This window comes from Arthrobacter sp. RCC_34 (genome assembly GCF_041360795.1).
Classification (GTDB): domain Bacteria; phylum Actinomycetota; class Actinomycetes; order Actinomycetales; family Micrococcaceae; genus Arthrobacter_E.
Genome location: NZ_JBFUPW010000001.1, coordinates 1,573,361 through 1,599,683 on the forward strand (window position 1 = coordinate 1,573,361; position 26,323 = coordinate 1,599,683).

The window sequence follows — 26,323 nt, forward strand, 5'->3', positions numbered from 1 at the left end:
GCGAGCCGCTGGACCGGGTGCTGTCACTACCAGGATAAACAGGCTCCTGGCACCAGGATAAGAAGCGGAGCAGAGTGGTCCCATGACCACCGCACCAGCCGCCTCACCCGTGACCACGCTCCACCCGGTCCCACCGGCCGCCGTGCCGATCTGGCGCTATCTCGGCCTCGTTCTGGCACCCGGCGTCGGGTCCTACGCCTTCAACGCCGTCACCGTCTCCCTCTCGCAGCTGCACACGGAGTTCTCCGCGTCCGACGCCGGGCTGGAACTCGTCGTCGCCGGCTACGGGATCCCCTTCGCCACGCTGCTGATCCTGGGCGGGCGCCTCGGTGACCGTTACGGCCGTCACCGCATGTTCACCGTCGGGATGGTGGTGTTCCTCGTGGCGGCCGTGGCCTGTTCGTTCGCGCCGAACCTCGGCGTGCTGATCGCCGCACGGATCGCGCAAGGACTCGGCGCCGCGCTCTGCACCCCGCAGGTGCTCGCCACGATCCAGGCCACGAGCGACGGCGCGGCGCGCGTGCGTGCCATCTCCGCCTTCGGGGCGAGCGGCGGGATCGGTGCTGCACTCGGTCAGGTGGCCGGCGGGGCGCTGGCGAGCGTCACGTTCGGCCCGCTCTCCGGCTGGCGCGCCGTCTACTGGCTCGCCGCGGCGATCGCGGCGACCGCCGTCGTGCTCGGCCGCTTCGCACCCCGCAGCACAGCCCACGAGGCCGTGGACATCGACGTCGCGGGCACCCTCCAGCTCGGCGGCGGAGTCCTGCTGCTGGCCGCCGGGCTGACGTTCGGGCCCTCACTCGGCTGGCCGTGGCCGGTGCCCGTCGCGCTCGTGATGGGCGCGGTCCTGCTGCTCGCACTGTGGCGGCATCAGAACCGGATCGAACAGTCCGGCCGCGTCCCTCTGCTGCCGCCCAGCATCCTGCGCCTGCCGGCCCTGCAGACCGGGCTGCTCGCGGCAGGCCTCTTCTTCGCCGGGTATGGGGCGATCCTCTACGTCATCCCCCGCGCCCTGGAACACGGGCTCGGCCTGACGCCCCTGGATGCGGGTCTCCTCCTGCTTCCCTTCGCCCTGATCTTCACGGCCGTGTCCCTCAGCCTGCCCAGGATCCAGCGGTGGCTCGGCGACCGCACGCTGTTCTGGGGCGTCACGCTCCAGGGGGCGGCGCTCGTCCTGATCGCCGCGACCGTGCTGCTGGCCTGGACCCCGACTCTTCCCCTGCTGCTGCAGCCGAGCCTGGTGCTCCTGGGTGCCGGGCAGTCGATGATCTTCTCCCCGCTCACCCAGGCGGTGGTGCGCGAGATCCCGGTGGAGGCGGCCGGTCTGTCCGGCGGCCTCTTCGGCACCGTGCAGCAACTGGCACTCTCCCTCGGTGTGATCCTGATCGGCGGGATCTGCACCGCGGCGGGTCTGACGGGCAAGGCCGAGTTCGCCGCAGGAACGTTCCTGGACCTCGGAATCGCCCTGATCGTGGTGCTCCTGGCGCTCCGGCTGAACCGCCGTCGAACGGCTCATGAATAAGCCGGTCGGGGGATGCCCCGGCTCTCCGGCCACGGTTACCATGCAGACATGAACCGTCGAGTGAACATCAGCAAAGCCCATTCCGAGACCTTCAAAGCGCTGGGGAAGCTGAGCAAGGCCGCGACCGAGGCCGCTGCCGCCGCGGACATCAGCCCCCAGCTGTGCGAGCTCCTCAAGATCCGTGCCTCGCAGATCAACGGCTGTGCCTACTGCCTGCGGCTGCACACCAAGGACGCGGTCAAGCTGGGCGAGACGCAGGACCGCCTCGCAGTACTGCCGGCCTGGCGGGAGAGCGAGTACTTCACCGCCGTCGAACGCGCCGCGCTGGCCCTGACCGAAGCGATCACCGAGGTGTCCGATCACCAGGTCCCGGATGAGGTCTACGTGCCGGTGTCCCAGGTGCTCACTGAGGAGCAGATCTCCGCGGTGTCCTGGCTCGCCATCACGATCAACGCCTACAACCGCGTCGCCATCACGAGCCACTACACCGTCAAGCCCTGAGACGGTCAGGCACACAGCGGCGAATCGTCCGGTAGGGTCGGGCCATGGTGAAAGCACACGCTTCCGTCCTCGCCGATCAAGCCGAGGACTTCCCCCGCTGGTACCAGGACGTCCTGGACAAGGCACAGCTGGCCGACAACGGCCCGGTGCGCGGAACCATGGTCATCCGCCCTTACGCCTACGGCATCTGGGAGCGGATGCAGGCGGCGGTCGACGGCCGCATCAAAGCCGAAGGCGCTGAGAACGTCTACCTTCCCCTGTTCATCCCGCAGTCCTATCTGGAGCGGGAGGCCGAACATGTGGACGGCTTCAGCCCGGAGCTCGCCGTGGTCACCCATGCCGGCGGCAAGGAGCTCAGCGAGCCGGTGGTCGTGCGGCCCACCAGCGAGACGATCTTCGGCGAACTGATGGCCAAGTGGGTCCAGTCCTACCGCGATCTGCCGCTCCTGCTGAACCAATGGGCCAACGTCGTGCGCTGGGAGATGCGTCCCCGGACCTTCCTGCGGACGAGCGAATTCCTGTGGCAGGAGGGGCACACCGCCCATGCGACGCGGGACGAAGCCGCCGCCTACGCGCGCCGCATCCACCTCCGGGTGTACCGCTCGTTCCTCGAGGACGTCCTGGCCATTCCCGTCCTGGTGGGTGACAAGTCCCCGGCGGAGCGGTTCGCGGGCGCCGTCAACACCATGACTTGCGAGGCCATGATGGTCGACGGCAAAGCGCTCCAGATGGCCACGAGCCACGAACTCGGGCAGAACTTCGCCAAGGCCTTCGGCATCGGCTTCACGGACGCGGACGGCGCCGTGCAGGACTGCTGGACCACGTCCTGGGGGTCGAGCACCCGGATGCTCGGCGGGCTGATCATGTCCCACGGCGACAACACGGGTCTGCGTCTCCCTCCCGCGATCGCCCCGGTCCAACTGGTGATCGTCCCCGTGCGCGACGACGGCCGCGTCCTCGCCGCCGCGGCCCGCCTTCGCGAGGACCTGGAGCAGGCCGGCGTGCGGGTGAAGATCGACGAACGGCTCACGACCGGCTTCGGACGCCGCGTGACGGAGTGGGAACTCAAGGGTGTCCCGCTCCGGATCGAGCTCGGTCCCCGCGACCTGGACCAGGGGGTCGCGACGCTCGTCCGCCGGGACACCGGGACCAAGGAACCGGTGTCGCTCAGCGAGACCTCCGCGCTGATCCCCGGCCTGCTGACGGAGATCCAGGACGCGATGTTCCAGGAGGCAAAGCGGCGGCTGACGGACCGGACCCTCGAGACGGCCGATCCCGCCGAGGCGCAGGAGGCCGCCCAGACGGGATTCGCGCGGATCCGCTGGGACCTGCTCGGCGAGTCCGGCGGGAGGACCCTCAACGCCTCGGCCATCACGGTGCGCTGCCTGCAGACCGAGGACGGCGGTCTCCCGGCCCCGGACGCGAGCCCCGAGGAGCTGTTCGCGGTGGTGGGCAGGAGCTACTGACGCGGCCCGGGGGCTCACTCACACGAACGACGGCGGCGGCCGGGATTTCTCCCGGCCGCCGCCGTCGTCGTTCAACTGTGCTCGGCCAGTTGAGCTCGGCCACTCGAGCTGTGCTCAGCCGTGCACGCTGGATCAGATGTTGAAGCCGAGGGCCCGCATCTGGTCCTTGCCGTCATCGGTGATCCGCTCGGGACCCCACGGCGGCATCCACACCCAGTTGAGGCGCCAGTCGTCGACGACACCGTCCAAGGCCTTGCCGACCTGCTCCTCGAGCACGTCGGTGAGCGGGCATGCCGCGGTGGTCAGCGTCATGTCGATCAGGAGCGCGCCGTCCTCGTCGGAGTACTTGAGCCCGTAGAGCAGGCCCAGATCCACGACGTTGACGCCGAGCTCGGGGTCGATGACGTCCTTGAGCGCCTCTTCGACGTCCTCAAGACTTGTCCTGGCCGCATTCACTTCAGTCATCTTCTGTCCCCTCCCGGGTTGTCAGGCGAGTGGCTCAGACCGCTGCCGGCTCGGCTGCCGTGCCGGCGCCGGCCACGTAGCGGTCGTAGCCCTCGTCCTCGAGGCGGTCGGCCAGCTCCGGGCCACCCTGCTCGACGACCTTGCCGTCGACGAACACGTGGACGAAGTCGGGCTTGATGTAGCGCAGGATGCGCGTGTAGTGGGTGATGAGCAGGGTGCCCATCTCGCCACCGGCGTGAGCGCGGTTGACGCCCTCGGAGACGACCTTCAGGGCGTCGACGTCCAGGCCGGAGTCGGTCTCGTCGAGGATGGCGAACTTCGGCTTGAAGAGCTCGAGCTGGAGGATCTCCACGCGCTTCTTCTCACCGCCGGAGAAGCCTTCGTTGACGTTGCGCTGGGCGAAGTCGGCGTCGATGCGCAGCTGCTCCATGGCGGCCTTGACGTCCTTGGTCCAGGTGCGCAGCGAGGGGGCTTCGCCATCGATGGCGGTCTTGGCGGTGCGGAGGAAGTTGGTCATGGTGACGCCGGGGACCTCGACCGGGTACTGCATGGCGAGGAAGAGGCCGGCGCGGGCGCGCTCGTCCACGCTCATCTCCAGGACGTCCTCACCGTCCAGGGTGATGGTGCCGCTGGTCACGGTGTAGCGCGGGTGACCGGCGATCGTGGAGGCCAGGGTGGACTTGCCGGAGCCGTTGGGGCCCATGATGGCGTGGGTCTCGCCGGTCTTGATGACCAGGGAGACGCCCTTGAGGATTTCCTTCTCGCCCTGCTCGGTCTCGATGCTGACGTGCAGGTCCTTGATTTCAAGAGTAGACATGCTGTTCTTTCTTGTCCTAAGTCTGTTTGGTGCGGCCGGGGCTCAGAAGACCCGGGCGCCGTTCACAACGTTGCTGGTGTCGACGTACACGTCGTCGCCGTGGATCTCCACGGCGAAGACGGGAACGGGATCATAGGCGGGCAGCTGGAGCGGCTGGCCGGACCGCAGGTCGAACTGGGAACCGTGCCCCCAGCACTCGATCGCGCAGCCCTCGACGTCACCCTCCGAGAGGGAGACGTCCGCGTGCGAGCAGGTGTCACCGATGGCGTGGATCTCCCCCATGGAGTCCTTCACCACGGCGACGGGGTATCCCTCGAGGAGAACCCTGAGGGCCTGCTTGGGCGAGATCTCGGTGCTCTTGCACACCAAGGTGCCCTGGGGCGTTTCCGGCACGTCCGCTCCTTCTAGTTCTCGCCTGCGGTCAGTTCGCGTTCCACGGCCTCGGTGAGACGTTCCTCGAGGGCCGGGACCTTGATCTTCTGGATGATCTCGTTCAGGAAGCCGCGGACCACCAGACGGCGGGCCACATCCTCCGGGATGCCACGGGCCATGAGGTAGAACAGGTGCTCGTCATCGAAACGGCCGGTCGAGGACGCGTGACCGGCGCCGGCGATCAGGCCGGTCTCGATCTCCAGGTTCGGCACGGAGTCAGCACGGCAGCCGTCGGTCAGGACCAGGTTCTGGTTCTTCTCGTACGAGTCGGTGCCGACGGCCTGCTTCTGGATGAGGCAGTCGCCCACCCACACGGTGTGAGCGCCCTTGCCCTGCAGCGCGCCCTTGTACAGGACGTTGGAGGTGCAGTTCGGCACGTTGTGATCCACGAACGAACGGTGCTCCAGGTGCTGGCCGGCGTCGGCAAAGTAGAGCCCCAGGAGCTCGGCCTCGGCCTGTTCGCCGGAGAAGCGCACATTGGAGTTCAGGCGGACGATCTTGCCGCCCAGCGTCACGGCGATGTGCTTGTACACGCCTTCCTTGGCCACGACGGCGTCATGCTGGGCCAGGTGGATGGCGTCATCCTCCCAGAGCTGCACGGAGACGACGGTGAGCTCGGCGGCCTCGCCGACGAAGATCTCGACGTTGCCGTTGTGGTTGGCGGAACCGTCGTGCTCGAGGATGACGACCGACTTGGAGTTGGCGCCCGCCTCGAGGACGAGGTGGCTGTTGGAGCGCTTGCCGGCGCCCTGGCCGGACAGCAGGACCCGCACGGGCTCCGAGGGCTGCGCGCCTTCGGGCACGACGACGTGCAGCGCCTCGGGCGCGTTGGCGGACGCCACGGCGGCGGCACGGTCGGCCGGCACCAGCGCGGTGGCGCGGGGTGCCTGACCGATGGCCAGCGGAGCGGACACGTAGCCTTCTGGAGCCTCGACGGAGACCGTCGTGGCGCCGTCGTCGTTCGCGCCGTCCTGCAGCAGCGGCTGGAGCTCGCGCACCGGGGTGAAGCGCCACTCCTCCTCACGGCCGTCCGGCAGGGCGAAATCGGCCACGTTGTGGCTGGTCAGACGCTCGGCGCGGGAGGACATGACGGTGGTGCCGTCATTGTGCTTGTGGTCGACCTTGCTGGAGACCAGCTGCTCGCCCTCTTCGGTGAAACCGGCGATCGACGGGGCGCCGATGCGGGCCTTCTCAGTTGCTTCGGCAGTCATTAACCGACGGATCCTTCCATCTGGAGTTCGATGAGGCGGTTGAGCTCGAGCGCGTACTCCATGGGGAGCTCGCGGGCGATCGGCTCGATGAAGCCGCGCACGATCATGGCCATGGCCTCGTCCTCGGGCATGCCGCGGGACATCAGGTAGAACAGCTGCTCCTCGGAGACACGGGAGACCGTGGCCTCGTGACCCAGCAGCACGTCGTCCTCGCGGATGTCGATGTACGGGTAGGTGTCCGAACGGGAGATGGTGTCCACCAGCAGCGCGTCACAGCGGACGGTGTTGGCGGAGTGCTTCGCGCCTTCGCGGACCTGGACCAGGCCACGGTACGCGGCACGGCCGCCGTTGCGGGCCACCGACTTGGAGATGATGGAGCTCTTGGTGTTCGGAGCGATGTGCACCATCTTGGAGCCGGTGTCCTGGTGCTGGCCCTCGCCGGCGAAGGCGATGGACAGGGTCTCACCCTTGGCGTGCTCGCCCACGAGGTAGACGGCCGGGTACTTCATGGTGACCTTGGAGCCGATGTTGCCATCGATCCACTCCATGGTGGCGCCCTCTTCGCAGATCGCGCGCTTGGTCACCAGGTTGTACACGTTGTTGGACCAGTTCTGGATGGTGGTGTAGCGGACGCGGGCGCCCTTCTTGACCACGATCTCGACCACGGCTGAGTGCAGCGAGTCCGAGCTGTAGATCGGGGCGGTGCAGCCCTCGATGTAGTGCACGTAGGAGTCCTCGTCGGCGATGATGAGGGTGCGCTCGAACTGGCCCATGTTCTCCGTGTTGATGCGGAAGTAGGCCTGCAGCGGGATCTCCACGTGGACGCCCTTGGGGACGTAGACGAAGGAACCGCCGGACCACACGGCCGTGTTCAGGGAGGCGAACTTGTTGTCGCCCACCGGGATCACGGTGCCGAAGTACTCCTGGAAGATCTCCGGGTGTTCCTTCAGCGCGGTGTCGGTGTCGAGGAAGATGACGCCCTGCTGCTCCAGGTCCTCACGGATCTGGTGGTAGACGACCTCGGACTCGTACTGAGCCGCGACGCCGGCCACGAGGCGGCTGCGCTCCGCTTCCGGGATGCCGAGCTTCTCGTAGGTGGTCCGGATGTCCTCGGGAAGCTCTTCCCAGGAACCGGCCTGCTTCTCCGTGGAGCGCACGAAGTACTTGATGTTGTCGAAGTCGATGCCGGAGAGGTCCGCGCCCCAGGCGGGCATCGGCTTCCGGTCGAAGTACTTGAGGCCCTTCAGACGCAGGTCAAGCATCCACTCGGGTTCGCTCTTCTTGGTGGAGATGTCCCGGACGACGTCCTCGTTCAGGCCGCGGCGCGCGTTGGCGCCGGCGTCGTCCTTGTCTGCCCAGCCGTACTCGTAGTTGCCGATACCGTGGAGCTCCGGGTTCTTTTCCAGAATCTCGGAGATCACCGTACCCTCAGCCACTGGCTTTTCTGCTAGTTGGTCCGTCATCACGGCCTTTCTTGCTGGTGGTTGCGTCCGGTAGGAATGTGCGTGGTGCAGACGTGGCCGCCGTTGGCCAGCGTGGAAAGACGACGGACGTCCACACCGAGAAGCCGTTCGAACACCTCGGTCTCCTTGTCACAGAAGACCGGGAACTCGGCGGCCAGGTTCTGGATGGGGCAATGCCCCTGGCACAGCTGGATGGCTGTGAGCTGCGGCGGCAAGGGCTTCTTGCTCACCGGATGGATGCGCAGGACATTGGCATTGGCGACGAAGCCGTCGCGGTTGAGCGCCTCGACGAGGGCCATGGCGCGGGCCTCGACGTCGGGCCCCGCGGCGTTCACCTCGTCGGCGTAGCGCTCCGCCATACCGGCGAAACGGCGCTCGGCGAACGCCTCGACGGCCTGCTCGCCGCCAAGCGCCGCGAGTTCGTGCAGCGCCTTGCTCGCGATGTCCAGGTAGTCATCGCCCCAGTGCTGCTGGCCCTGGGAACTGATGACGTAGCGCCGCGCCGGGCGGCCCGCCCCTGCGCCGGCCTTGACCATGCGCTTGACCTCGATCACGCCTCCGCGTTCGAGCTGGTCCAGGTGTCGGCGGACGGCGGCGGGCGTGTAACCGAGGAGCTTGCCGAGTTCCGCGGCGCTGATGGGACCGTGCTCGAGCACGGCGGCCCGGACCTTGTCCCGCGTGCGGTCCTCGGATTCCACCAGAGAGCCTCGCGAGACCGCACGGGACGAACTTGCACGAGGTGCAGGCGCGACCGAGCCCGGAGCGCCCTGCTGGGCCCCCGGATTCAGGCTGTCGACCGGCCTGTTCGTGGAGGTGTCCATGGAATACACAACACAATCATCACTAAATAACTTCCCGCCTTCCACTAAGGCTAGGCTGACCTGTCGATTGTGACCAGAGACCACCATCACATCGTTCGCCGGAGCCGGATCAGCGGGCGTACCGGCCCGCGGCGGGACGACGGGAACGCCGCCTTCCGGTCCGCTCCAGGCACCTTCTACCTCGCGTAGAATGCTATGGTGCGTTCCGCTGCTCCCCCAGTCCTCGTGATCGATTCCCTCGTCAAGGATGTCGGTCCGGTCACGGCCCTCGACGGCCGCATGATGCGCGTCGTCGCCGGCCTCTCCCTGACCGCCCACGCCGGCGAGGTGACCGCCCTGCTCGGCGTCAACGGCGCCGGCAAGACCACCACCCTCGAATGCGCCCAGGGCCTCCAGCGCCGGACGGACGGGCGCGTCGAGCTGCTCGGTCAGGACCCCGACACCGCGGGTCCCGAGCTCCGCGCCCGGGTGGGCGTCATGCTCCAGGACGGCGGCCTGCCGCCCTCCGCGCATCCGATCCCGCTGCTCGAGCACATCGCCCGCATGTACCAGGATCCCTGGCCCGTGGACGATCTCGTGGAGCGCCTCTCCATCGCCGAATTCGCCCGCACCTCCGTGCGCAGGCTCTCCGGCGGCCAGAAACAGCGACTCGCCCTCGCCGCCGCACTCATCGGCCGCCCCGAAGTACTCTTCCTCGATGAGCCGAGCGCAGGCATGGATCCGCAGTCGCGACAGCTGGTCTTCACCCTGATCCAGGAGCTCCGGGACTCCGGCATGGGCATCGTCCTCACCACCCACCTCATGGACGACGCCGAGCGCCTGGCGGACTACGTCTACATCGTCGACGCCGGGCGGATCGTCGCGGAAGGCACCGTCGCCTCGCTGCTCGCGCACCGCGACGACGCGGGCTCCGAGAATCGCACCCTGACCTTCGACGCCGACCCGGGGCTCACCTTCGCGCTTCCCGACGGCCTGGAGATCGCCGAGACCCGGGCCGGGTCCTACGCCGTGGAGGGGATCAGCACCCCGGCGCATCTGCGCGCCATCGCCACCGCCTGGGAGGACGGCGGCGTCTTCCCCCGCAGCCTCTCGATGTCCTCCTCCACCCTGGAGGACGTCTTCCTCGACATCGCCGCCCGCAGCGCGGAGCAGACCCAGGACGACGGCGGCTCCGCGCGGGCCTCCCTGCCGGACACCTCCCTGACGAACGACGCCCCGAACGGAGGCCGGAAATGACGGCCAGCAGCACCCCCGCACACGGCGTGCGCCCGGGCCACCCCGGGCTCACCGCCCAGCGCCCTGCCTCCACCGTGCAGCGCGTTCTGGCTCAGGGACGCTACGAGACCCTGACGATGCTCCGCAACGGCGAGCAGCTGGTTCTGGCGATCGTCCTGCCGCTCATGGCGCTCTTCGCCTTGCGCTTCACGCCTCTCCTGGATGATCTGCAGGGCGCCCGCGTGGACATCGCCGTCCCCGGCGTGCTCGCCCTCTGCACCATGTCCACGGCCTTCACGGGACAGGGCATCTCCACGGGCTTCGACCGGCGCTACGGCGTCCTCCGTTTCCTGTCCACCACGCCCCTGGGCCGCGGTGGACTGATCGCCGGCAAGATCCTCGCCGTTCTCTCCGTGCTGGCGATCCAGACCGTGGTGATCTCCGTGGTAGGCCTGTTCCTCGGCTGGCGGCCCAACGGCGCCGGCCTCCTGCTGGCGATCCCGCTGCTGATCCTGGGCGCCGCGGCCTTCACCGCACTTGGCCTCCTCGTGGCGGGCACGGTGCGGCCCGAGGCCACCCTGGCCCTGACGAACCTCCTGTGGATCCTCCTCGGCGCTCTCGGCGGGGTTGTGGTTCCTCCGGGCCGTCTGCCCGGCCTGATCGGCGAAGTGGCGCCGTTCCTCCCCTCCGGCGCCCTGGGCGACGCCCTGCGCGCGGCGCTGCTGCACGGCACGGTGGACGTGGCCGCCGTCGTCATCCTGGTCCTGTGGGCCGGGGTGGCCGGGGTCCTGGCCGTGAAATGGTTCAAGTGGAATTGATGATGCGAGTAACGATGGATGAGGTACCTGTATGAATGCCAGCACCCCTCTGGGTGAACGGATCAACCGTCTCGTGGAGCGGCTCCCCACCGAGGTCGACGGCCGCGTCCGCAAGCTGTCCATCGCCTCGCTGGTCGGTCAGATCATCCTCATCGGGACCGGCGGCGCGGTCCGCCTGACCTCCTCCGGCCTGGGCTGCCCCACGTGGCCGCGCTGCACGAGCGAGTCGCTCGTCAACACCCCGGAGATGGGCGTCCACGGCATCATCGAGTTCGGCAACCGCACGCTGACCTTCCTCCTGGCCGCCGTCGCGCTGTTCATGCTCGTGGCGCTGTGGCGGATCCGCAAGGAGCGCCGCGACCTCTTCGTCCTGGCACTCGGCCTGCTCGCCAGCATCCCGGCCCAGGCGATCATCGGCGGCATCACCGTGCTCTCAGGGCTGAACCCCTGGGTGGTCGGCCTGCACTTCCTCGTGTCCATGGCGTTGGTCATCTTCGCCATGCTGCTCGTGAACCGCGCCTACGGCCGCACCGGTCGCTTCATGAACCGCACGCTCGAGGCTCTCCCAGGCATCGCCGCGCCGCTCACTGCCGCCGTGGCCTTCTTCGCCGCTCTCGCCGTCGTGCTCGGCGTGGTGGTGACCGGAGCCGGCCCGCACGCCGGCGACGCCAAGGCCCCGCGCAACGGGCTCGACTGGGACGTGGTCAGCCACTTCCACGCCGTGCCCGCTTATCTCGTGACCGCCGGCGTCCTCGTGGCAGTGGTGCTGGCCTTCCGCCACCGCATCCAGGGGCTGTTCCGCACCGCCGCGCTGACGCTGCTCGGCGTCACGCTGCTTCAGGCGGCGATCGGGTTCGTCCAGTACTACAACGGCATCCCGCCGCTGCTCGTGGGCTCGCACATGGTGGTGGGCGCTCTGCTCATGGCCGCGGCCACGAACCTCGCGGACGTGAGCCGCTGGAGCCCCAAGGCCTGATCCTCACCTTTGAAGGCCCCGCCATCGGCGGGGCCTTCGTCGTCTCCCGGGCAGGGCCGAGTTGGGCCTCACGATAGGCGCACGACGACGGCGGGCCGCGCTCCGCCGTCGCGCTGCCCCGTCGCGCTGCTCCGTCCGCGCCACCTCACGTCCTCGCCACCCGACCGGCGGCGAGGCACCCCGGACACGACGAAGGCCCGGCCGAACGGCCGGGCCTTCGTCGTACCGGAAAGTTCACACCGGACAGCTCTGAGCCTGCCTGGTCAGAAGCCCGTCATGAGGGGGCCGCCGACGAACGGGTCCACGGCGAGGGCCAGGAACAGCACGGTCAGGTAGCTGATCGAGCCGTGGAAGACCTTCATGGCACGCTTGTTGTCCACATTCTCCCCCTGGGCCTGGCTGTACAGGCTGTGGGATTCCCAGAGGAACCAGGCGCCGGAGAGGATCGCGGCGATCGAGTAGACCCAGCCGGCGCCGCCCACCGGGATCAGGAGCAGCGAACAGGCCACCATGGCCCACGCGTACAGGACCACCTGCACGGAGACCACCTTCGCGCCCGCGATGGCGCCGAGCATCGGCACCTCGGCCTTGCGGTAGTCCTCGCCGTACTTCATGGACAGGGGCCAGTAATGCGGCGGGGTCCAGAGGAAGATCACCATGAAGAGGACGAGCGCGGGCCACTCGACGGTGTCCCGCACGGCGGCCCAGGCGATCAGGACCGGGAAGCAGCCGGCCGCCCCGCCCCAGACGATGTTCTGCGCGGTGCGGCGCTTGAGGATCAGGGTGTAGATGACCACGTAGAAGAAGATCGCGCCGAGACCCAGCAGAGCGGAGAGGCCGTTCGCGCCGACCCAGAGGATCAGGATGGACGCGATGCCCAGCAGCGTCGCAAAGACGAGCGCTTCCCGGGGCGTGACCTCGCCGGTGACGAGGGGGCGGTTCTTGGTGCGCTTCATCACCTTGTCGATGTCACGGTCGATGTAGCAGTTGAAGGCGCCGGCGCTGCCGGCCGCGAAGGCGCCGCCCACCATGGTCGCCACCATGAGGCCGATCGACGGGAATCCGCGCTGGGCGAAAATCATGGTCGGCAAGGTGCTGACCAGCAGCAGCTCGATCACGCGCGGCTTGGTCAGGGCGACGTACGCCTTCAGCTTGCGGGAGAAACCGCCTCCCTGCGGCAATGACGGCGTGCGGAGGGCGGACTCTGAAGTGCTCACGGCGACGATGACCTTAGTTTCTGCTTCGCGACTGATGACTGGCCTGTCCTGCGGCGCGGGTGAATCCCGTGATCCGCGCATGGACCGGCCCCTCTCATTCTACCGCCCACTCCCCCATGGCCCCGGCAGGCACGCTTCCAGACCCGTCCACGGGCGGTCGCCGGGCTCACGGCATCGGCCCAGGTAAACGGGAGGCCGCTCTCGCCCGGGTTCATCTTTGACATAAATCACACTTAAACCAGGGGGTGCCACCAGAACCCCCGGGAATCGGGCTAAGCTGAACACAGCTCGGCTTGGCGGCCCCGGACTCCCCGACGAAGCGAGGGAACAGGGTGCGCAGGCCGGTGGTTATTCAATGGTGAACGAGAGCGCGGAGAACTCGCTGCGGGCGCCACAGCTGTGCCCCGGGCACGGGACCGCAGGGTGGCCGCACTCTCGAAAACACACAAGAGAAGGGGCCCGGTTTACGTGTCACAAGTGGAAGAACAGCAACTGTCCTGGACTGATCTCGACCAGCGTGCGGTAGACACCATTCGCGTTCTGGCCGCAGATGCGGTGGAGAAGGTCGGCAACGGACACCCCGGGACGGCGATGAGCCTGGCCCCGGCCGCCTACCTGCTCTTCCAGAAACTGATGCGACACGATCCGAAGAACCCGGACTGGGTGGGCCGCGACCGCTTCATCCTCTCCCCCGGTCACACCTCGCTGACCCTCTACATCCAGCTCTTCCTCTCCGGCTACGGCCTGGCACTGGAAGACCTCGAGGCACTCCGCACCTGGGGCTCCCTGACCCCGGGCCACCCCGAGTACAAGCACACCGCCGGTGTCGAGATCACCACGGGCCCGCTCGGCCAGGGCCTCGCCTCCTCCGTCGGCTTCGCCTACTCCGGCCGCCGCGAGCGGGGCCTGTTCGACGCCGACGCCCCCGAGGGCGAGTCGCCGTTCGACCACACCATCTGGGTCATCGCCTCCGACGGCGACCTCCAGGAAGGCGTGACCTCCGAGGCCTCCTCACTGGCCGGCCTCCAGGAGCTCGGCAACCTGGTCGTGCTGTACGACGAGAACCACATCTCGATCGAGGACGACACCGACATCGCGTTCACCGAGGATGTCCTCAAGCGCTACGAGGCGTACGGCTGGCACACCCAGCGCGTCGACTGGACCAAGACCGGCGAGTACGTCGAGGACGTCCACGAGCTGTACAACGCGCTTCAGGCGGCCAAGGCGGAGACGGGCAAGCCGTCCATCATCTCCCTGCGCACCATCATCGGCTACCCGGCCCCCACCAAGCAGAACACCGGCAAGATCCACGGCTCCGCCCTCGGCGCCGGCGAGGTCGCCGCCCTCAAGGAGGTCCTCGGCTTCGACCCCGAGAAGTCCTTCCAGGTGGACCCCGAGGTTCTTGCCCACGCCCGCGAAGTCGTGGAGCGCGGCGCCGCCGCTCACCAGGCCTGGCAGGAGAAGTTCGACGCCTGGGCCGCCGCCAACCCGGAGGGCGCCGCCCTCCTCAAGCGCCTTGAGGCCCACGAGCTGCCCTCGGAACTCTCGGGCGCGCTGCCCGTGTTCGAGGCCGGCAAGGACGTCTCCACCCGTGCCGCGTCCGGCAAGGTGCTCAACGCCATCGGCCCGGTCATGCCGGAACTGTGGGGCGGCTCCGCCGACCTCGCCGAGTCCAACAACACCACGCTGGAGGGCGAGCCGTCGTTCATCCCCGTGGGCCGCTCCACCAACGCGTGGAAGGGCAACCCGTACGGCCGTGTCCTGCACTTCGGCATCCGTGAGCACGCCGCCGCGTCGATCGTGAACGGCATCACGCTTTCCGGAAACACCCGCGCCTTCTCCGGGACCTTCCTGATCTTCTCGGACTACCAGCGCCCCGCCATCCGCCTCGGCGCCCTCATGGGCGTGCCGTCCCTGTACGTCTGGACGCACGACTCCATCGGCCTCGGCGAGGACGGCCCCACCCACCAGCCCGTGGAGCAGCTCGCGTCCCTGCGTGCCATCCCCGGCCTCGACGTCGTCCGTCCGGGCGACGCCAACGAGGTCGCCGTGGCCTGGCACACCATGCTGGAGAACCACGAGAACCCGGCAGGCATCGTCCTGACCCGTCAGAACATCCCGACCTACGCCCGTGGCGAAGGCGAGGCCGCCGGTGACGTCTTCGGCTCCGCGGCCGGCACCGCCCGCGGTGGTTACGTCCTGGCCGAAGCCAGCCGCGACGGCGCCTCCGTCACGCCGGAGGTCATCCTGATCGCCACCGGTTCCGAGGTCCAGCTGGCCGTCGAGGCCCGAGAGTCGCTCCAGGCCGACGGCATCCCGACCCGCGTGGTGTCGATGCCGTGTGTCGAGTGGTTCAAGAAGCAGGACGCCGCCTACCAGGATGCCGTCCTCCCGGCCGCCGTGACCGCACGCGTCTCCGTCGAGGCGGGCCTCGCCCTGACCTGGCGCGAGTTCGTCGGCGACGCCGGCCGCTCCATCTCGCTCGAGCACTTCGGAGCCTCCGCCGACTACAAGCGCCTCTTCCAGGAGTTCGGCATCACCACCGAAGCAGTGGTCGCCGCCGCGAAGGACTCCCTGGACTCGCTCGCCACCGCCTGAGCCGGCACCGAGCAACGCCAGTACAGAGCAACAAGGTACAGAACCGAGGAATTTGAAACATGAGCACTCCCACTGCAGAACTGTCCAACGCCGGTGTGTCCATCTGGCTTGACGACCTCTCCCGCAAGCGCCTGAACACGGGCAATCTTCAGGAGCTCATCGCCGAGAAGAACGTGGTCGGCGTGACCACCAACCCGAGCATCTTCCAGGCCGCCATCACGGGTGGCCAGGACTACGCCGCGCAGATCAAGGAACTGGCAGCCGCCGGGGCCGACGCCGAGAAGGCCGTCTTCGAGATCACCACGTCCGACGTCGCGGACGCCTGCGACGTCTTCGCCGAGGTGGCCAAGGCCACCGACGGCGTCGACGGCCGTGTCTCCATCGAGGTCGATCCCCGCAAGGCATGGGACACCGAAGGCACCATCGCCGAGGCGAAGGAACTGCACGCCAAGGTCGGCAAGGACAACGTCCACATCAAGATCCCCGCCACCCAGGAGGGCCTGGAGGCCATCACGGCCACCATCGCCGAGGGCATCAGCGTCAACGTGACCCTGATCTTCTCCCTGGAGCGTTACCGCGCGGTCATCAACGCCTACCTGAACGGTCTGGAGCAGGCCAAGGCCAAGGGCCTGGACCTCTCCAAGATCCACTCCGTCGCGTCCTTCTTCGTCTCCCGCGTCGACACCGAGATCGACAAGCGCCTCAACACGCTGGGCACCGATGAGGCCGCCGCCCTCAAGGGCAAGGCCGGCGTGGCGAACGCCCGTCTCGCGTACCAGGTCTTCGAAGAGCTCTTCTCCACCGAGCGCTGGAACGTCCTGGCCGCCGCAGGCGCCCGTCCGCAGCGCCCGCTCTGGGCCTCCACCGGCGTGAAGGACCCGGCGTACCCGGACACCCTCTACGTCACGGGGCTCGTCGCGCAGGGTGTGGTGAACACCATGCCGGAGAAGACCCTCGATGCCGTCTTCGACCACGGCGACGTCACCGGTGACACCATCACCGGCACCTACGCCGAGTCCAACGAGGTCCTGGACGCGCTCGAGAAGATCGGCGTCTCCTACAGCGACGTCGTGGCCAAGCTCGAGACCGAAGGCCTCGACAAGTTCGTCGCCAGCTGGAAGGAACTGCTGGCCGACGTCCAGGCTGCACTCAACACCGCATCCCAGGAAGGCTGACCCCTCCATGAGCACCCTGAGCTACGACGCCGCCGGTGCGGCCGCCGACGCCAAGACCCGTCACATCGACCAGCTGGTCGAAGACCACGTCGCCACACGGATCATCGCCAAGGACGCCACCCTGTGGGGTCCCGAGGCCGAATCCGAGTCCTCCATCCGCCTCGGCTGGGTGGAGGCCCCGGCGGTCTCCCGTCCGCTCGTGGACGGGATCGTCAGCCTGCGGGAGGAGCTCCACGCCGAAGGGATCGACCACGTCGTCCTCTGCGGCATGGGCGGCTCCTCGCTGGCCCCCGAGGTCATCACCGCGACGGCCGGCGTCGAGCTCACGGTGCTGGACAGCACCGACCCGGAGCAGGTCGCCGCGGCCCTCGCCGACCGCCTGGAGCGGACCGTCGTCGTCGTGTCCTCCAAGTCCGGCTCCACGGTCGAGACCGACTCGCAGCGCCGCGCTTTCGAGGCGGCGTTCGAGGCGGCCGGCATCGACCCGAAGAGCCGCGTGGTGATCGTGACCGATCCGGGCTCGCCCCTGGATGAGGCCGCGCGTGCCGCCGGCTACCGGGCCGTCTTCAACGCGGACCCGAACGTCGGCGGCCGCTTCTCCGCGCTGACCGCCTTCGGCCTGGTGCCGTCGGGTCTGGCCGGCGTGAACATCGCGGCGCTCCTGGACGAGGCCGAGGACACCCTCGAGATCCTCAACGAGGACGACACGGACAACATCGGCCTCGCGCTCGGCGCCGCCCTCGGTGGCACCGAGCCGCTCCGGAACAAGATCGTGATCGTGGACAACGGCTCCGGCATCGTCGGTTTCGCCGACTGGGCGGAGCAGCTGATCGCCGAGTCCACCGGCAAGAGCGGCAAGGGCCTGCTGCCCGTCGTCGCGCCGGCGGATGCCCCGGAGCTGTCCCTGGACGCGCCTGACGTCCTGGTGGTCCGCCTCGTCTCCCCCGATGACGACGACGCGGCCGCCACCGGCAACGAGGTCGAGATCGCCGGTGGGCTGGCTGCGCAGATGGTCGTCTGGGAGTTCGCAGTCGCCGTCGCGGGTCGCCTCCTCGGCATCAATCCCTACGACCAGCCCGATGTGGAAGCCGCCAAGGTCGCCGCACGCGGTCTGCTCGACGCCCGCCCGGAGCCGGTTCCCGCCGACTTCACCGACGGCGCCATCGAGGTGCGCGGCGGCGAGTGGCTGGCCGAGGCGGAGGTCAACGAGACCGTCGAGTCCGCCCTCAAGGCCCTGCTGGGCCGCCTGGGTGACCGCGGGTACGTGAGCGTCCAGGCCTACCTGGACCGTCTCGCCTACCCGCAGCTCGAGGCGGTGCGCAATCCGCTCGTGGCCGTGACCGGGCGTCCCGTGACGTTCGGCTGGGGTCCGCGCTTCCTGCACTCCACCGGCCAGTTCCACAAGGGCGGCCCCGCCGAAGGCGTGTTCCTTCAGATCACGGCGGACAGCTCCACGGACGTGGTCATCCCGGAGAGGCCGTTCACCTTCGGACAGCTGATCTCGGCTCAGGCCGCAGGCGACGCCCAGGTCCTCACCGACCACGGCGTCCCCGTCCTCCGGCTGCACCTCACCGACCGCGCGGCCGGTGTGCGTCAGCTCCTGGACATCGTCAACAACCTGGGCCGCTGAGCCCAGAACCCATCCCTCCATATCGCTAAGGCTCCTCAAGCACAATGCCAACACGTGAACCTGGCGCCCAGAACGGCGGTCTCCGGAACCCCTTGCGGGATCCGCGGGACCGCCGTCTGAGCCGGATTGCCGGTCCGTCCTCCCTTGTCCTCTTCGGTGTCACGGGTGACCTCGCCCGTAAGAAGCTCATGCCGGCCGTGTACGACCTGGCCAACCGTGGGCTCCTCCCTCCCAGCTTCGCCCTGGTGGGCTTCGCCCGCCGCCAGTGGGAGAACGAGGACTTTGCCGCCGAGGTCCTCGAATCCGTCAAGCAGCACTGCCGCACGCCCTTCGATCAGCGGGTCTGGGACCAGCTGTCGCTCGGCATCCGCTTCGTGCAGGGTGAATTCGACGACGACGAGGCCTTCGAACGTCTCAAGGCCACCATCGAAGAACTCGACCGGGAACGGGGCACGCGCGGCAACCACGCGTTCTACCTCTCCATCCCGCCGAAGGCCTTCGAACTCGTCTGCACCCAGCTGTCCAAGCACGGCCTGGCCCAGGCCGAGCCGGGCACCTGGCGCCGCGTCGTCATCGAGAAGCCGTTCGGCCACGACCTCGAGTCGGCCCGCGCCCTGAACGACATCGTCGAGTCCGTCTTCCCGCCGGACTCGGTGTTCCGCATCGACCACTACCTCGGCAAGGAGACCGTCCAGAACATCCTGGCGCTCCGCTTCGCCAATCAGCTCTTCGAGCCGATCTGGAACGCCAACTACGTGGACCACGTGCAGATCACCATGGCCGAGGACATCGGCACCGGTGGCCGTGCGGGCTACTACGACGGCGTGGGCGCGGCCCGCGATGTCATCCAGAACCACCTCCTGCAGCTCCTCGCGCTGACGGCCATGGAGGAGCCCATCTCCTTCAACGCCGAAGATCTCCGCGCGGAGAAGGAGAAGGTCCTGGCAGCCGTCAAGCTGCCGGATGACCTGTCCACGCACTCCGCCCGGGGCCAGTTCTCCGGCGGTCTGCAGGGTGGCGAGGAAGTCCTCGGCTACTTGGAGGAGGAAGGCATCCCGGCGGACTCCACCACGGAGACCTTCGCCGCGATCCGGGTGGACATCAACACCCGTCGCTGGGCCGGTGCGCCGTTCTACCTGCGCACAGGCAAGCGTCTGGGGCGACGCGTGACCGAGATCGCCGTCGTCTTCAAGAAGGCCCCGAACCTGCTGTTCCGCGAGAACGGCGACGAGGACTTCGGACAGAACGCCGTGGTGATCCGCGTCCAGCCCGATGAGGGCGCCACCATCCGCTTCGGTTCCAAGGTCCCGGGCACGCAGATGGAGGTCCGTGACGTCTCGATGGACTTCGGCTACGGCCACTCCTTCACCGAGTCCAGCCCCGAGGCGTACGAGCGCCTCATCCTGGACGTCCTGCTGGGCGAGCCGCCGCTCTTCCCGCGTCACCAGGAGGTGGAGCTGTCCTGGAAGATCCTCGATCCGTTCGAGGAGTACTGGGCCAGCCTGGAGGAACAACCCGAACCGTATGCCCCGGGCAGCTGGGGTCCGTCCTCCGCGGACGAGCTCCTGGCCCGTGACGGACGCACCTGGAGAAGGCCATGATCGTCGAACTTCCCAACACCACCACCTCCAAGATCTCCAAGGAGATCACCAAGCTGCGGGAACAGGGCGGCGTCATCGCCCTCGGCCGTGTGCTCACCCTGGTGGTCCTCACCCGCAACGGACTCGAGGACGAAGCCATCCAGGCGGCCAATGAGGCCAGCCGCGAACACCCGTGCCGCATCATCGTGCTCGCGGACGCGGGCGCCGAGGAGCCGGACCGCCTGGACGCGGAGATCCGGGTCGGCGGCGACGCCGGCGCTTCCGAGGTGATCGTGCTGCGCGGCTACGGACGCCTCTCTGAGGAGAGCGAATCCCTCGTGTCCGCCCTCCTGCTGCCGGACGCCCCGATCGTCGCCTGGTGGCCGCACGGAGCCCCGGAGGACGCCTCCGGGACGTCCATCGGCCGCATCGCCCACCGTCGCATCACCGATTCCGCGAACGAGGCGGATCCGGTGGCGGCGTTGGACAACATCCGGCGCACGTACCAGGCAGGTGACACCGACCTGGCGTGGACGCGTCTGACCAACTGGCGCATCCAGCTCGCGGCCGCCTTCGACCAGGTCGACGACACTCCCGTCACCGAGGTCGAGGTGGAGGGCGCCAGCGACTCCGCGAGCACTCTCCTGCTCGCCTCGTGGCTCGCCTTGGCCTTCGACGTCCCCGTGAGGATCATCGAGGACCCTGCCGGCACCGGCATCCGCCGCGTGCTGATCCGGCGCCCGTCCGGAGACGTCCAGCTGCACCGCCCGGGCACCACCGTGGCGGAACTGAGCCAGCCCGATCAGCCCCTGCAGCGGATCTCCCTCCCGCGCCGTGGCCTTCAGGACTGCCTCGCCGAGGAACTGCGCCGGCTGGACCCGGACGAGGTCTTCGGGGAAGTATTGACCGAAGGATTGCCTCGAATCGCGCAAAGGAGTGCCTGAGATGACCCACGAACCACGGGTGAGCGTCCATCCCGACTCACAGGTCCTGATGGCGGCCATCGCCGCCCGGCTGGTCACCAAACTGGTCGATGCCCAGGACCGGTTCGGGGAGGCCACGGTGGTCCTCACGGGCGGCACCGTGGGCATCGGCACGCTGCGTGCCGTCGCCGAGTCGGCGGCCGCCCCGGCCGTCAACTGGCGCCGGGTCAACTTCTGGTGGGGTGACGAGCGTTTCGTGGGCGCCGAGGACTCGGACCGCAACGCCGTCCAGGCGCACAAGGCGCTCCTGGACCGCCTGGACCTGGATCCCGCCCGCGTGCACGTGCCGGGCTCGTCGGACGAGTTCGACTCGGTCGACGACGCCGCGGCTGACTACGCGCGCCGTCTGGCCGAGGCGGCCGCGGCCGAGCACGCCGCGGACTATTCGGATCAGCGCCCCGATGTCCCGGCGGCGCTCCCCCGTTTCGACGTCCTCCTGCTCGGCGTCGGCCCGGACGCGCACGTCGCGTCCCTCTTCCCGGAAATGGCCGGCATCCGTGAGAACGAGGCCCTCGTGGTGGGCGTCCATGACTCCCCCAAGCCGCCGCCGCAGCGGATCTCCCTGACCCTGCCCGCCATCAACACGGCGGATGAGGTCTGGATGGTCGTGGCCGGCGATGACAAGGCCGGAGCCGTCGGGCTCGCCCTGGCCGGCGCCGGCACCGTACAGGTCCCGGCTGCCGGTCCCCGGGGCCGCAACCGTACCCTGTGGCTGATCGACGAGGCCGCCGCCGCCAAGGTCCCCGAGAACCTGGTGCACAAGGAGCCCCGCGGGCTCTGACGCACGGCGGAGACGTACAGCAGAGACGAACGAAGGGTTGGTGAGCCGTGGCTCACCAACCCTTCGTCATTTCCGTGTCCGGGCGGCAGCAGACCTCCGTGAATGAGAAGTGCCTTAAACGACGAAGGCCCCCGGCGCTATGCCGGGGGCCTTCCGAGTCGCTGCAGCCGATCAGCTGGCAGCGCCGTTGAACTTCATGATCAGGCCCAGGCCGATGATCACCACGGCCCAGGTCACGCCCAGGATCACCGTGAAGCGGTTGAGGTTCCGCTCGGCGACACCGGAAGAGTTCAGGCCGGAAGTCATACCGCCGCCGAACATGTCGGACAGACCGCCACCGCGGCCCTTGTGCAGGAGGATCAGGAGAGTGAGGAGGAAGCTCGTCACTCCCAGGAGGATCTGCAGGATGACTTGGAGAACGCCCACAACGGCCTTTCTGCGTCGATGAGGTGAGGAACGCTGCCGGCTAGGCGCCGGCGTGCTCCTCGAACCTGACAATGTTAGCAAACTCAGCTGCATCCAGGCTGGCACCGCCGACCAACACGCCGTCGACGTCGGCCTGGCCCAGGATCGCGGCGGCGTTGGCGGCCTTCACCGAACCGCCGTACAGCAGGCGGGTCTTCGCAGCCACCTCCGCGCCGAAGAGCTCGGTGAGTTCGGCGCGGATCGCCTGGCACATCTCCTGAGCATCCTCGGGGCCGGCGACCTCACCGGTGCCGATGGCCCAGACGGGCTCGTACGCGACCACGAGTTCGGCGGCCTGCTCGGCGCTGAGACCCGCGACGTCGGCGCGGAGCTGCGTCAGCGTGTGCTCGACGTGCGTGCCGGCCTGACGGATCTCGAGCCCTTCGCCCACGCAGAGCACCGGCACGAGCGAGTGACGGTAGGCGGCCTGCACCTTGGCGTTGAGGACCTCGTCGCTCTCGCCGTGGATGGTGCGGCGCTCACTGTGGCCCACCAGGACGTAGCGGCAGCCCAGCTTGTTCAGGAAGTCACCGGAGATGTCGCCGGTGTAGGCGCCCGAGTCGTACTGCGAGAGGTCCTGGCCACCGTACGCGATGTCCAGGTCATCGCCCTGCACCAGGGTCTGGACGCCGCGCAGATCGGTGAACGGCGGGAACACGGCCACCTCGACACGCTGGTAGTCGTGCTTCTTGTCCTCCAGGGTCCAGGCCAGCTTCTGCAGGAGCGCGATGCCCTGCAGGTGGTCCATGTTCATCTTCCAGTTGCCGGCGATGAGCGGCGTGCGCTCGGGGGTGGTGGTCACAATGGCCTCCGTGACTGTCGAGGGGATGAAGTGGGTGGGACGGGAAAGGCCGCGGCTCGGCGCCGCGGCCTTTCCGGTTCCTCAGCGGTCCAGAACGCTCAGACCGGGAAGTTCCTTGCCTTCAAGGTACTCCAGGCTCGCGCCGCCACCGGTGGAGATGTGGCCGAACTGTTCGTCGGCGAAGCCGAGGGTGCGGACGGCCGCGGCGGAGTCGCCACCGCCGACCACCGTGAAGCCGTCGGTCTCCGTGAGGGCCTGGGCGATCGCCCGGGTGCCCTGAGAGAACGCCTCGAACTCGAAGACGCCCATGGGACCGTTCCAGAAGACCGTCTTGGCGCCGCGGATGTGCTCGGCGAAAGCAGCCGCGGTGTCCGGTCCGATGTCCAGGCCGATGCCGGAGGCGCCGAACGCGCTCTCCTCGATGGCACTCGCGGGAACGACCTCATGCTCGGCGTCCGCGGCGAAGCGGCTCGCGACCACGACGTCGGTCGGCACCACGAAGCGGCTGCCTGCGGCTTCGGCGCGGGCCAGGTAGTCCTGGACCACCGGGATCTGATCCTCCTCCAGAAGGCTGGATCCGACCTTGTGCCCCGCTGCGGCCAGGAAGGTGAACAGCATGCCGCCACCCACCAGGAGCGTGTCCGCCTTGCCGATGAGGTTGTCGATGACCGCCAGCTTGTCGGAGACCTTGGAACCGCCCAGGACCACCACGTAGGGGCGCTCCGGGGAAGCGGTCAGCTTCTGCAGGACGTCCACCTCGGTCTTGACCAGGTCACCCTGGTAGGACGGGAGGATCGTGGCGATGTCATAGACGCTGGCGTGCTTGCGGTGCACGGCGCCGAAGGCATCGTCCACGTACGCGCCGTTCTCGCCGGTCAGCGCGGCGAGTTCAGCCGCGAAGGCCTGGCGCTCGGCGTCGTCCTTGCTGGTCTCGCGCGGATCGAAGCGCACGTTCTCCAGCACCAGGACCTCGCCGTCCGCGAGCTTCGCGGACAGGTCCTGCGCCGAAGCGCCCACGGTGTCCGCGGCGAGGCTGACCGGGAAGCCGGCCAGTTCGGCCAGACGGTCCGCCGCCGGCTTGAGGGAGTACTTCTCCTCGGGGGCGCCCTTGGGGCGTCCGAGGTGAGCGGAGACGAGGACGCGGGCGCCGCCGTCGACCAGCTTCTGAAGGACCGGGAGAGAGGCGCGGATGCGGCCGTCGTCTGTCACTGAAGAGCCGTCGAGCGGCACGTTCAGGTCACTTCGGACCAGAACGTGCCGCCCGCGGACACCTTCAGCGAGGAGCTCGTTGAGGGTGTGAGACGTCATGATTTAGAGCTTAGCCCAGCTTGGACGCGACCAGCTTGGTGAGGTCGACGAGACGGTTCGAGTAGCCCCACTCGTTGTCGTACCAGGAGACGACCTTGACCTGGTTGCCGATCACCTTGGTGAGGCCGGCGTCGAAGATCGAGGAGGCCGGGTCGGTGACGATGTCCGAGGACACGATGGGGTCCTCGGTGTAGGTCAGGTAGCCCTTGAGCGGGCCGGACTCGGAAGCCGCCTTGACGGCCGCGTTGACCTCTTCCACGGTGACCTCACGGGACAGCGTGGCGGTCAGGTCGGTGGCGGAACCGGTGGGGACCGGGACGCGCACGGCGAAACCGTCCAGCTTGCCCTTCAGCTCGGGCAAGACCAGGCCGATGGCCTTGGCGGCGCCGGTGGAGGTCGGGACCATGTTGATGGCGGCGGCGCGGGCACGGCGTGGATCCTTGTGGGGGCCGTCCTGCAGGTTCTGGTCCGCGGTGTAGGCGTGGATCGTGGTCATGAGGCCACGCTCGATGCCGAAGGCGTCGTTGATGGCCTTGGCCAGCGGGCCCAGGCAGTTGGTGGTGCAGGAGGCGTTGGAGATGATGTTGTGCTCTTCATTGTTGTAGAGCTCGTCATTCACGCCCATGACGATCGTGATGTCCTCGTCCGAAGCCGGAGCGGAGATCAGGACCTTCTTGGCGCCCGCCTCGATGTGCTTCTTGGCGTCGGCGGCCTTGGTGAAGAAACCGGTGGACTCGATGACGATGTCGACACCCAGCTCGCCCCAGGGCAGGTTGGCGGGATCGCGCTCGGCGAGCACCTTGATGTGCTTGCCGTCGACCACGAGGTCCCCATCCTGGACCTCGACGGAGACGCCCAGACGGCCAGTGACCGAATCGTACTTGAGCAGGTGAGCCAGGGTTTCCGGGCTGGTCAGGTCGTTGACGGCGACGATTTCCAGGTCCGCACCCTGCGCGAGGGCTGCACGGAAGTAGTTACGGCCGATACGGCCGAAGCCGTTGATGCCAATACGGGTGGTCACTGTGCAATCTCCTTCATGCGCCACGACGACGCACGTATCGAGTCGGACCAGGTCCGACATACAGACCCCGCACGCCATTGGGCAGAGAGAATTACCGTTGTGAAAGGACTCGCAGCCACGTTGCTGAAGGCACGAGGCCTTCCGTGATCTATCTTACGTTTAATGCGGGCGTCCGGGGCAAGTGACCGCGCGGGGCGAGCGGCAAAAGTGAGCTATATTACGGCACGGAAAAGCCCCGCCCGGCAGGCCGGACGGGGCTCGATTTCCAGGGTGATCAGGACAGGGTGATCAGCTTGGAGGCGCCGTTGCGGGCCGCCTCGAAGCGCTCGGCCACATCGGCCCAGTTCACGATGTTCCAGAACGCCTTGACGTAGTCGGCCTTGACGTTCACGTAGTCCAGGTAGAAGGCGTGCTCCCACATGTCGAGCATGAGCAGCGGGGTGGTGCCGACGGCGACGTTGCCCTGCTGATCGTAGAGCTGCTCGATGAGCAGGTTGCCGCCGATGGGCTCGTAGGCGAGGAAGGCCCAGCCGGAACCCTGCAGCGCGAGAGCCGCAGCGGTGAACTGCGCACGGAAGGCGTCGAAGGAGCCGAAGGCGTCATCGATCGCGGCGGCCAGCTCACCTTCGGGCTTGTCGCCTCCGTCCGGGGAGAGGTTCTTCCAGAACACGGAGTGGTTGGTGTGGCCACCGGTGTGGAACGCCAGATCCTTGGAGAGTCGGTTGATGTTGGCGAAGTCGTTCTTTTCACGGGCTTCGGCGAGACCGGCCAGTGCGGCATTGGCGCCGGCGACGTAGGCAGCGTGGTGCTTGTCGTGGTGCAGCTCCATGATGCGAGCCGAGATGTACGGCTCGAGCGCCGCGTAGTCGTAGCCCAGTTCCGGGAGTACGTACTCAGACACTGATTCCTCCAAACGTTAGGACACGGGTCCTTGTGTTGACTTGTTGTCAATCCGGGAATCGCTCCCCGGAAATCTGTGAGGCATGGCCCCTGGCTGGCACAACACCGCGACCGGCCCGGGCATTCCACGCACTACTTCATGTGACGACCAGGGCTTTT

At 68.1% G+C, this 26,323-nt stretch carries 24 protein-coding genes; 12 read left to right on the forward strand and 12 right to left on the reverse strand.

Annotated features, from left to right (window positions below):
* Positions 1-82 precede the first annotated feature (82 nt).
* From AB6732_RS07440 to proS, 3 genes are read left to right on the forward strand one after another with little or no spacing between them, the layout of a single operon-like run.
* Complete coding sequence (locus AB6732_RS07440; RefSeq protein WP_370959343.1) at positions 83-1,519, forward strand: MFS transporter; 1,437 nt, start codon at positions 83-85, stop codon at positions 1,517-1,519.
* 48 nt (positions 1,520-1,567) lie between these two features.
* On the forward strand, positions 1,568-2,020 hold the full coding sequence (locus AB6732_RS07445; protein ID WP_370959344.1) for a carboxymuconolactone decarboxylase family protein: 453 nt from the start codon (positions 1,568-1,570) through the stop codon (positions 2,018-2,020).
* Between the two features lie 44 nt (positions 2,021-2,064).
* Positions 2,065-3,486 (forward strand): proline--tRNA ligase, encoded by a 1,422-nt coding sequence (proS, locus tag AB6732_RS07450; RefSeq protein WP_370959345.1) that lies wholly within the window; start codon positions 2,065-2,067, stop codon positions 3,484-3,486.
* Between the two features lie 132 nt (positions 3,487-3,618).
* Here the strand turns inward: proS and AB6732_RS07455 are convergent, their stop codons facing one another.
* Genes AB6732_RS07455 through AB6732_RS07480 form a run of 6 tightly spaced genes read right to left on the reverse strand, consistent with a single transcriptional unit; the run spans position 3,619 to position 8,695 of the window.
* Positions 3,619-3,951: a metal-sulfur cluster assembly factor gene (locus tag AB6732_RS07455; RefSeq protein ID WP_066212780.1), complete on the reverse strand. Its 333-nt coding sequence runs from the start codon at positions 3,949-3,951 to the stop codon at positions 3,619-3,621.
* A 34-nt stretch (positions 3,952-3,985) separates the two neighbouring features.
* The gene (gene sufC / locus AB6732_RS07460) at positions 3,986-4,768 is read right to left on the reverse strand and encodes a Fe-S cluster assembly ATPase SufC (protein ID WP_370959346.1); all 783 of its coding nucleotides are present in this window, start codon (positions 4,766-4,768) and stop codon (positions 3,986-3,988) included.
* 42 nt (positions 4,769-4,810) lie between these two features.
* On the reverse strand, positions 4,811-5,161 hold the full coding sequence (locus AB6732_RS07465) for a non-heme iron oxygenase ferredoxin subunit (RefSeq protein WP_278268953.1): 351 nt from the start codon (positions 5,159-5,161) through the stop codon (positions 4,811-4,813).
* An 11-nt stretch (positions 5,162-5,172) separates the two neighbouring features.
* Positions 5,173-6,411, reverse strand: a complete 1,239-nt coding sequence (gene sufD / locus AB6732_RS07470) for a Fe-S cluster assembly protein SufD (protein WP_370959347.1) — start codon at positions 6,409-6,411, stop codon at positions 5,173-5,175.
* On the reverse strand, positions 6,411-7,874 hold the full coding sequence (gene sufB / locus AB6732_RS07475; protein WP_066212790.1) for a Fe-S cluster assembly protein SufB: 1,464 nt from the start codon (positions 7,872-7,874) through the stop codon (positions 6,411-6,413). Before sufB ends, sufD begins: the two co-directional genes overlap by 1 nt.
* Entirely contained in the window at positions 7,874-8,695 is an 822-nt protein-coding gene (locus AB6732_RS07480) for a helix-turn-helix transcriptional regulator (RefSeq protein ID WP_370959348.1), read from the reverse strand. Before AB6732_RS07480 ends, sufB begins: the two co-directional genes overlap by 1 nt.
* Positions 8,696-8,893: 198 nt before the next feature.
* Between AB6732_RS07480 and AB6732_RS07485 the strand changes: the two genes are divergently transcribed.
* From AB6732_RS07485 to AB6732_RS07495, 3 genes are read left to right on the forward strand one after another with little or no spacing between them, the layout of a single operon-like run.
* Positions 8,894-9,931, forward strand: a complete 1,038-nt coding sequence (locus tag AB6732_RS07485) for an ABC transporter ATP-binding protein (RefSeq protein WP_370959616.1) — start codon at positions 8,894-8,896, stop codon at positions 9,929-9,931.
* Positions 9,928-10,728 carry an ABC transporter permease gene (locus tag AB6732_RS07490; RefSeq protein WP_370959349.1) on the forward strand — a complete coding sequence of 267 codons (801 nt, stop codon included), beginning with the start codon at positions 9,928-9,930 and terminating at the stop codon, positions 10,726-10,728. The genes AB6732_RS07485 and AB6732_RS07490 overlap by 4 nt, the downstream gene beginning before the upstream one ends.
* A 31-nt stretch (positions 10,729-10,759) precedes the next feature.
* The gene (locus AB6732_RS07495; protein ID WP_370959350.1) at positions 10,760-11,704 is read left to right on the forward strand and encodes a heme A synthase; all 945 of its coding nucleotides are present in this window, start codon (positions 10,760-10,762) and stop codon (positions 11,702-11,704) included.
* Positions 11,705-11,967: 263 nt separating this feature from the next.
* On the opposite strand, the gene AB6732_RS07500 is transcribed toward AB6732_RS07495, so the two are convergent.
* Positions 11,968-12,930: a heme o synthase gene (locus tag AB6732_RS07500; RefSeq protein WP_370959617.1), complete on the reverse strand. Its 963-nt coding sequence runs from the start codon at positions 12,928-12,930 to the stop codon at positions 11,968-11,970.
* A gap of 468 nt (positions 12,931-13,398) precedes the next feature.
* On the opposite strand from AB6732_RS07500, the gene tkt reads away from it, so the two are divergent.
* Genes tkt through pgl form a run of 6 tightly spaced genes read left to right on the forward strand, consistent with a single transcriptional unit; the run spans position 13,399 to position 21,668 of the window.
* The gene (gene tkt / locus AB6732_RS07505) at positions 13,399-15,519 is read left to right on the forward strand and encodes a transketolase (RefSeq protein WP_370959618.1); all 2,121 of its coding nucleotides are present in this window, start codon (positions 13,399-13,401) and stop codon (positions 15,517-15,519) included.
* 59 nt (positions 15,520-15,578) lie between these two features.
* Positions 15,579-16,694 (forward strand): transaldolase, encoded by a 1,116-nt coding sequence (gene tal, locus AB6732_RS07510; protein WP_370959351.1) that lies wholly within the window; start codon positions 15,579-15,581, stop codon positions 16,692-16,694.
* A gap of 7 nt (positions 16,695-16,701) precedes the next feature.
* Positions 16,702-18,324, forward strand: coding sequence for a glucose-6-phosphate isomerase (locus tag AB6732_RS07515; RefSeq protein WP_370959352.1), 1,623 nt, complete (start codon positions 16,702-16,704; stop codon positions 18,322-18,324).
* A gap of 44 nt (positions 18,325-18,368) precedes the next feature.
* Positions 18,369-19,925, forward strand: coding sequence for a glucose-6-phosphate dehydrogenase (gene zwf, locus AB6732_RS07520; RefSeq protein WP_066212804.1), 1,557 nt, complete (start codon positions 18,369-18,371; stop codon positions 19,923-19,925).
* Complete coding sequence (locus tag AB6732_RS07525; protein ID WP_370959353.1) at positions 19,922-20,848, forward strand: glucose-6-phosphate dehydrogenase assembly protein OpcA; 927 nt, start codon at positions 19,922-19,924, stop codon at positions 20,846-20,848. The genes zwf and AB6732_RS07525 overlap by 4 nt, the downstream gene beginning before the upstream one ends.
* Before the next feature lies 1 nt (position 20,849).
* Positions 20,850-21,668, forward strand: coding sequence for a 6-phosphogluconolactonase (gene pgl, locus AB6732_RS07530; protein ID WP_370959354.1), 819 nt, complete (start codon positions 20,850-20,852; stop codon positions 21,666-21,668).
* A gap of 171 nt (positions 21,669-21,839) precedes the next feature.
* On the opposite strand, the gene secG is transcribed toward pgl, so the two are convergent.
* The 5 genes from secG to AB6732_RS07555 all read right to left on the reverse strand — a co-directional run bounded on the left by secG (position 21,840) and on the right by AB6732_RS07555 (position 26,165).
* Entirely contained in the window at positions 21,840-22,094 is a 255-nt protein-coding gene (secG, locus tag AB6732_RS07535; protein WP_066212811.1) for a preprotein translocase subunit SecG, read from the reverse strand.
* 40 nt (positions 22,095-22,134) lie between these two features.
* Complete coding sequence (gene tpiA, locus AB6732_RS07540) at positions 22,135-22,935, reverse strand: triose-phosphate isomerase (protein WP_370959355.1); 801 nt, start codon at positions 22,933-22,935, stop codon at positions 22,135-22,137.
* A gap of 81 nt (positions 22,936-23,016) precedes the next feature.
* Positions 23,017-24,243, reverse strand: a complete 1,227-nt coding sequence (pgk, locus tag AB6732_RS07545; protein ID WP_370959356.1) for a phosphoglycerate kinase — start codon at positions 24,241-24,243, stop codon at positions 23,017-23,019.
* Between the two features lie 10 nt (positions 24,244-24,253).
* Positions 24,254-25,264 carry a type I glyceraldehyde-3-phosphate dehydrogenase gene (gap, locus tag AB6732_RS07550; protein WP_307496763.1) on the reverse strand — a complete coding sequence of 337 codons (1,011 nt, stop codon included), beginning with the start codon at positions 25,262-25,264 and terminating at the stop codon, positions 24,254-24,256.
* A gap of 274 nt (positions 25,265-25,538) precedes the next feature.
* A complete protein-coding gene (locus AB6732_RS07555) occupies positions 25,539-26,165 on the reverse strand; it encodes a superoxide dismutase (protein WP_066212825.1) in 627 nt (208 codons plus the stop codon).
* Positions 26,166-26,323: the final 158 nt, after the last annotated feature.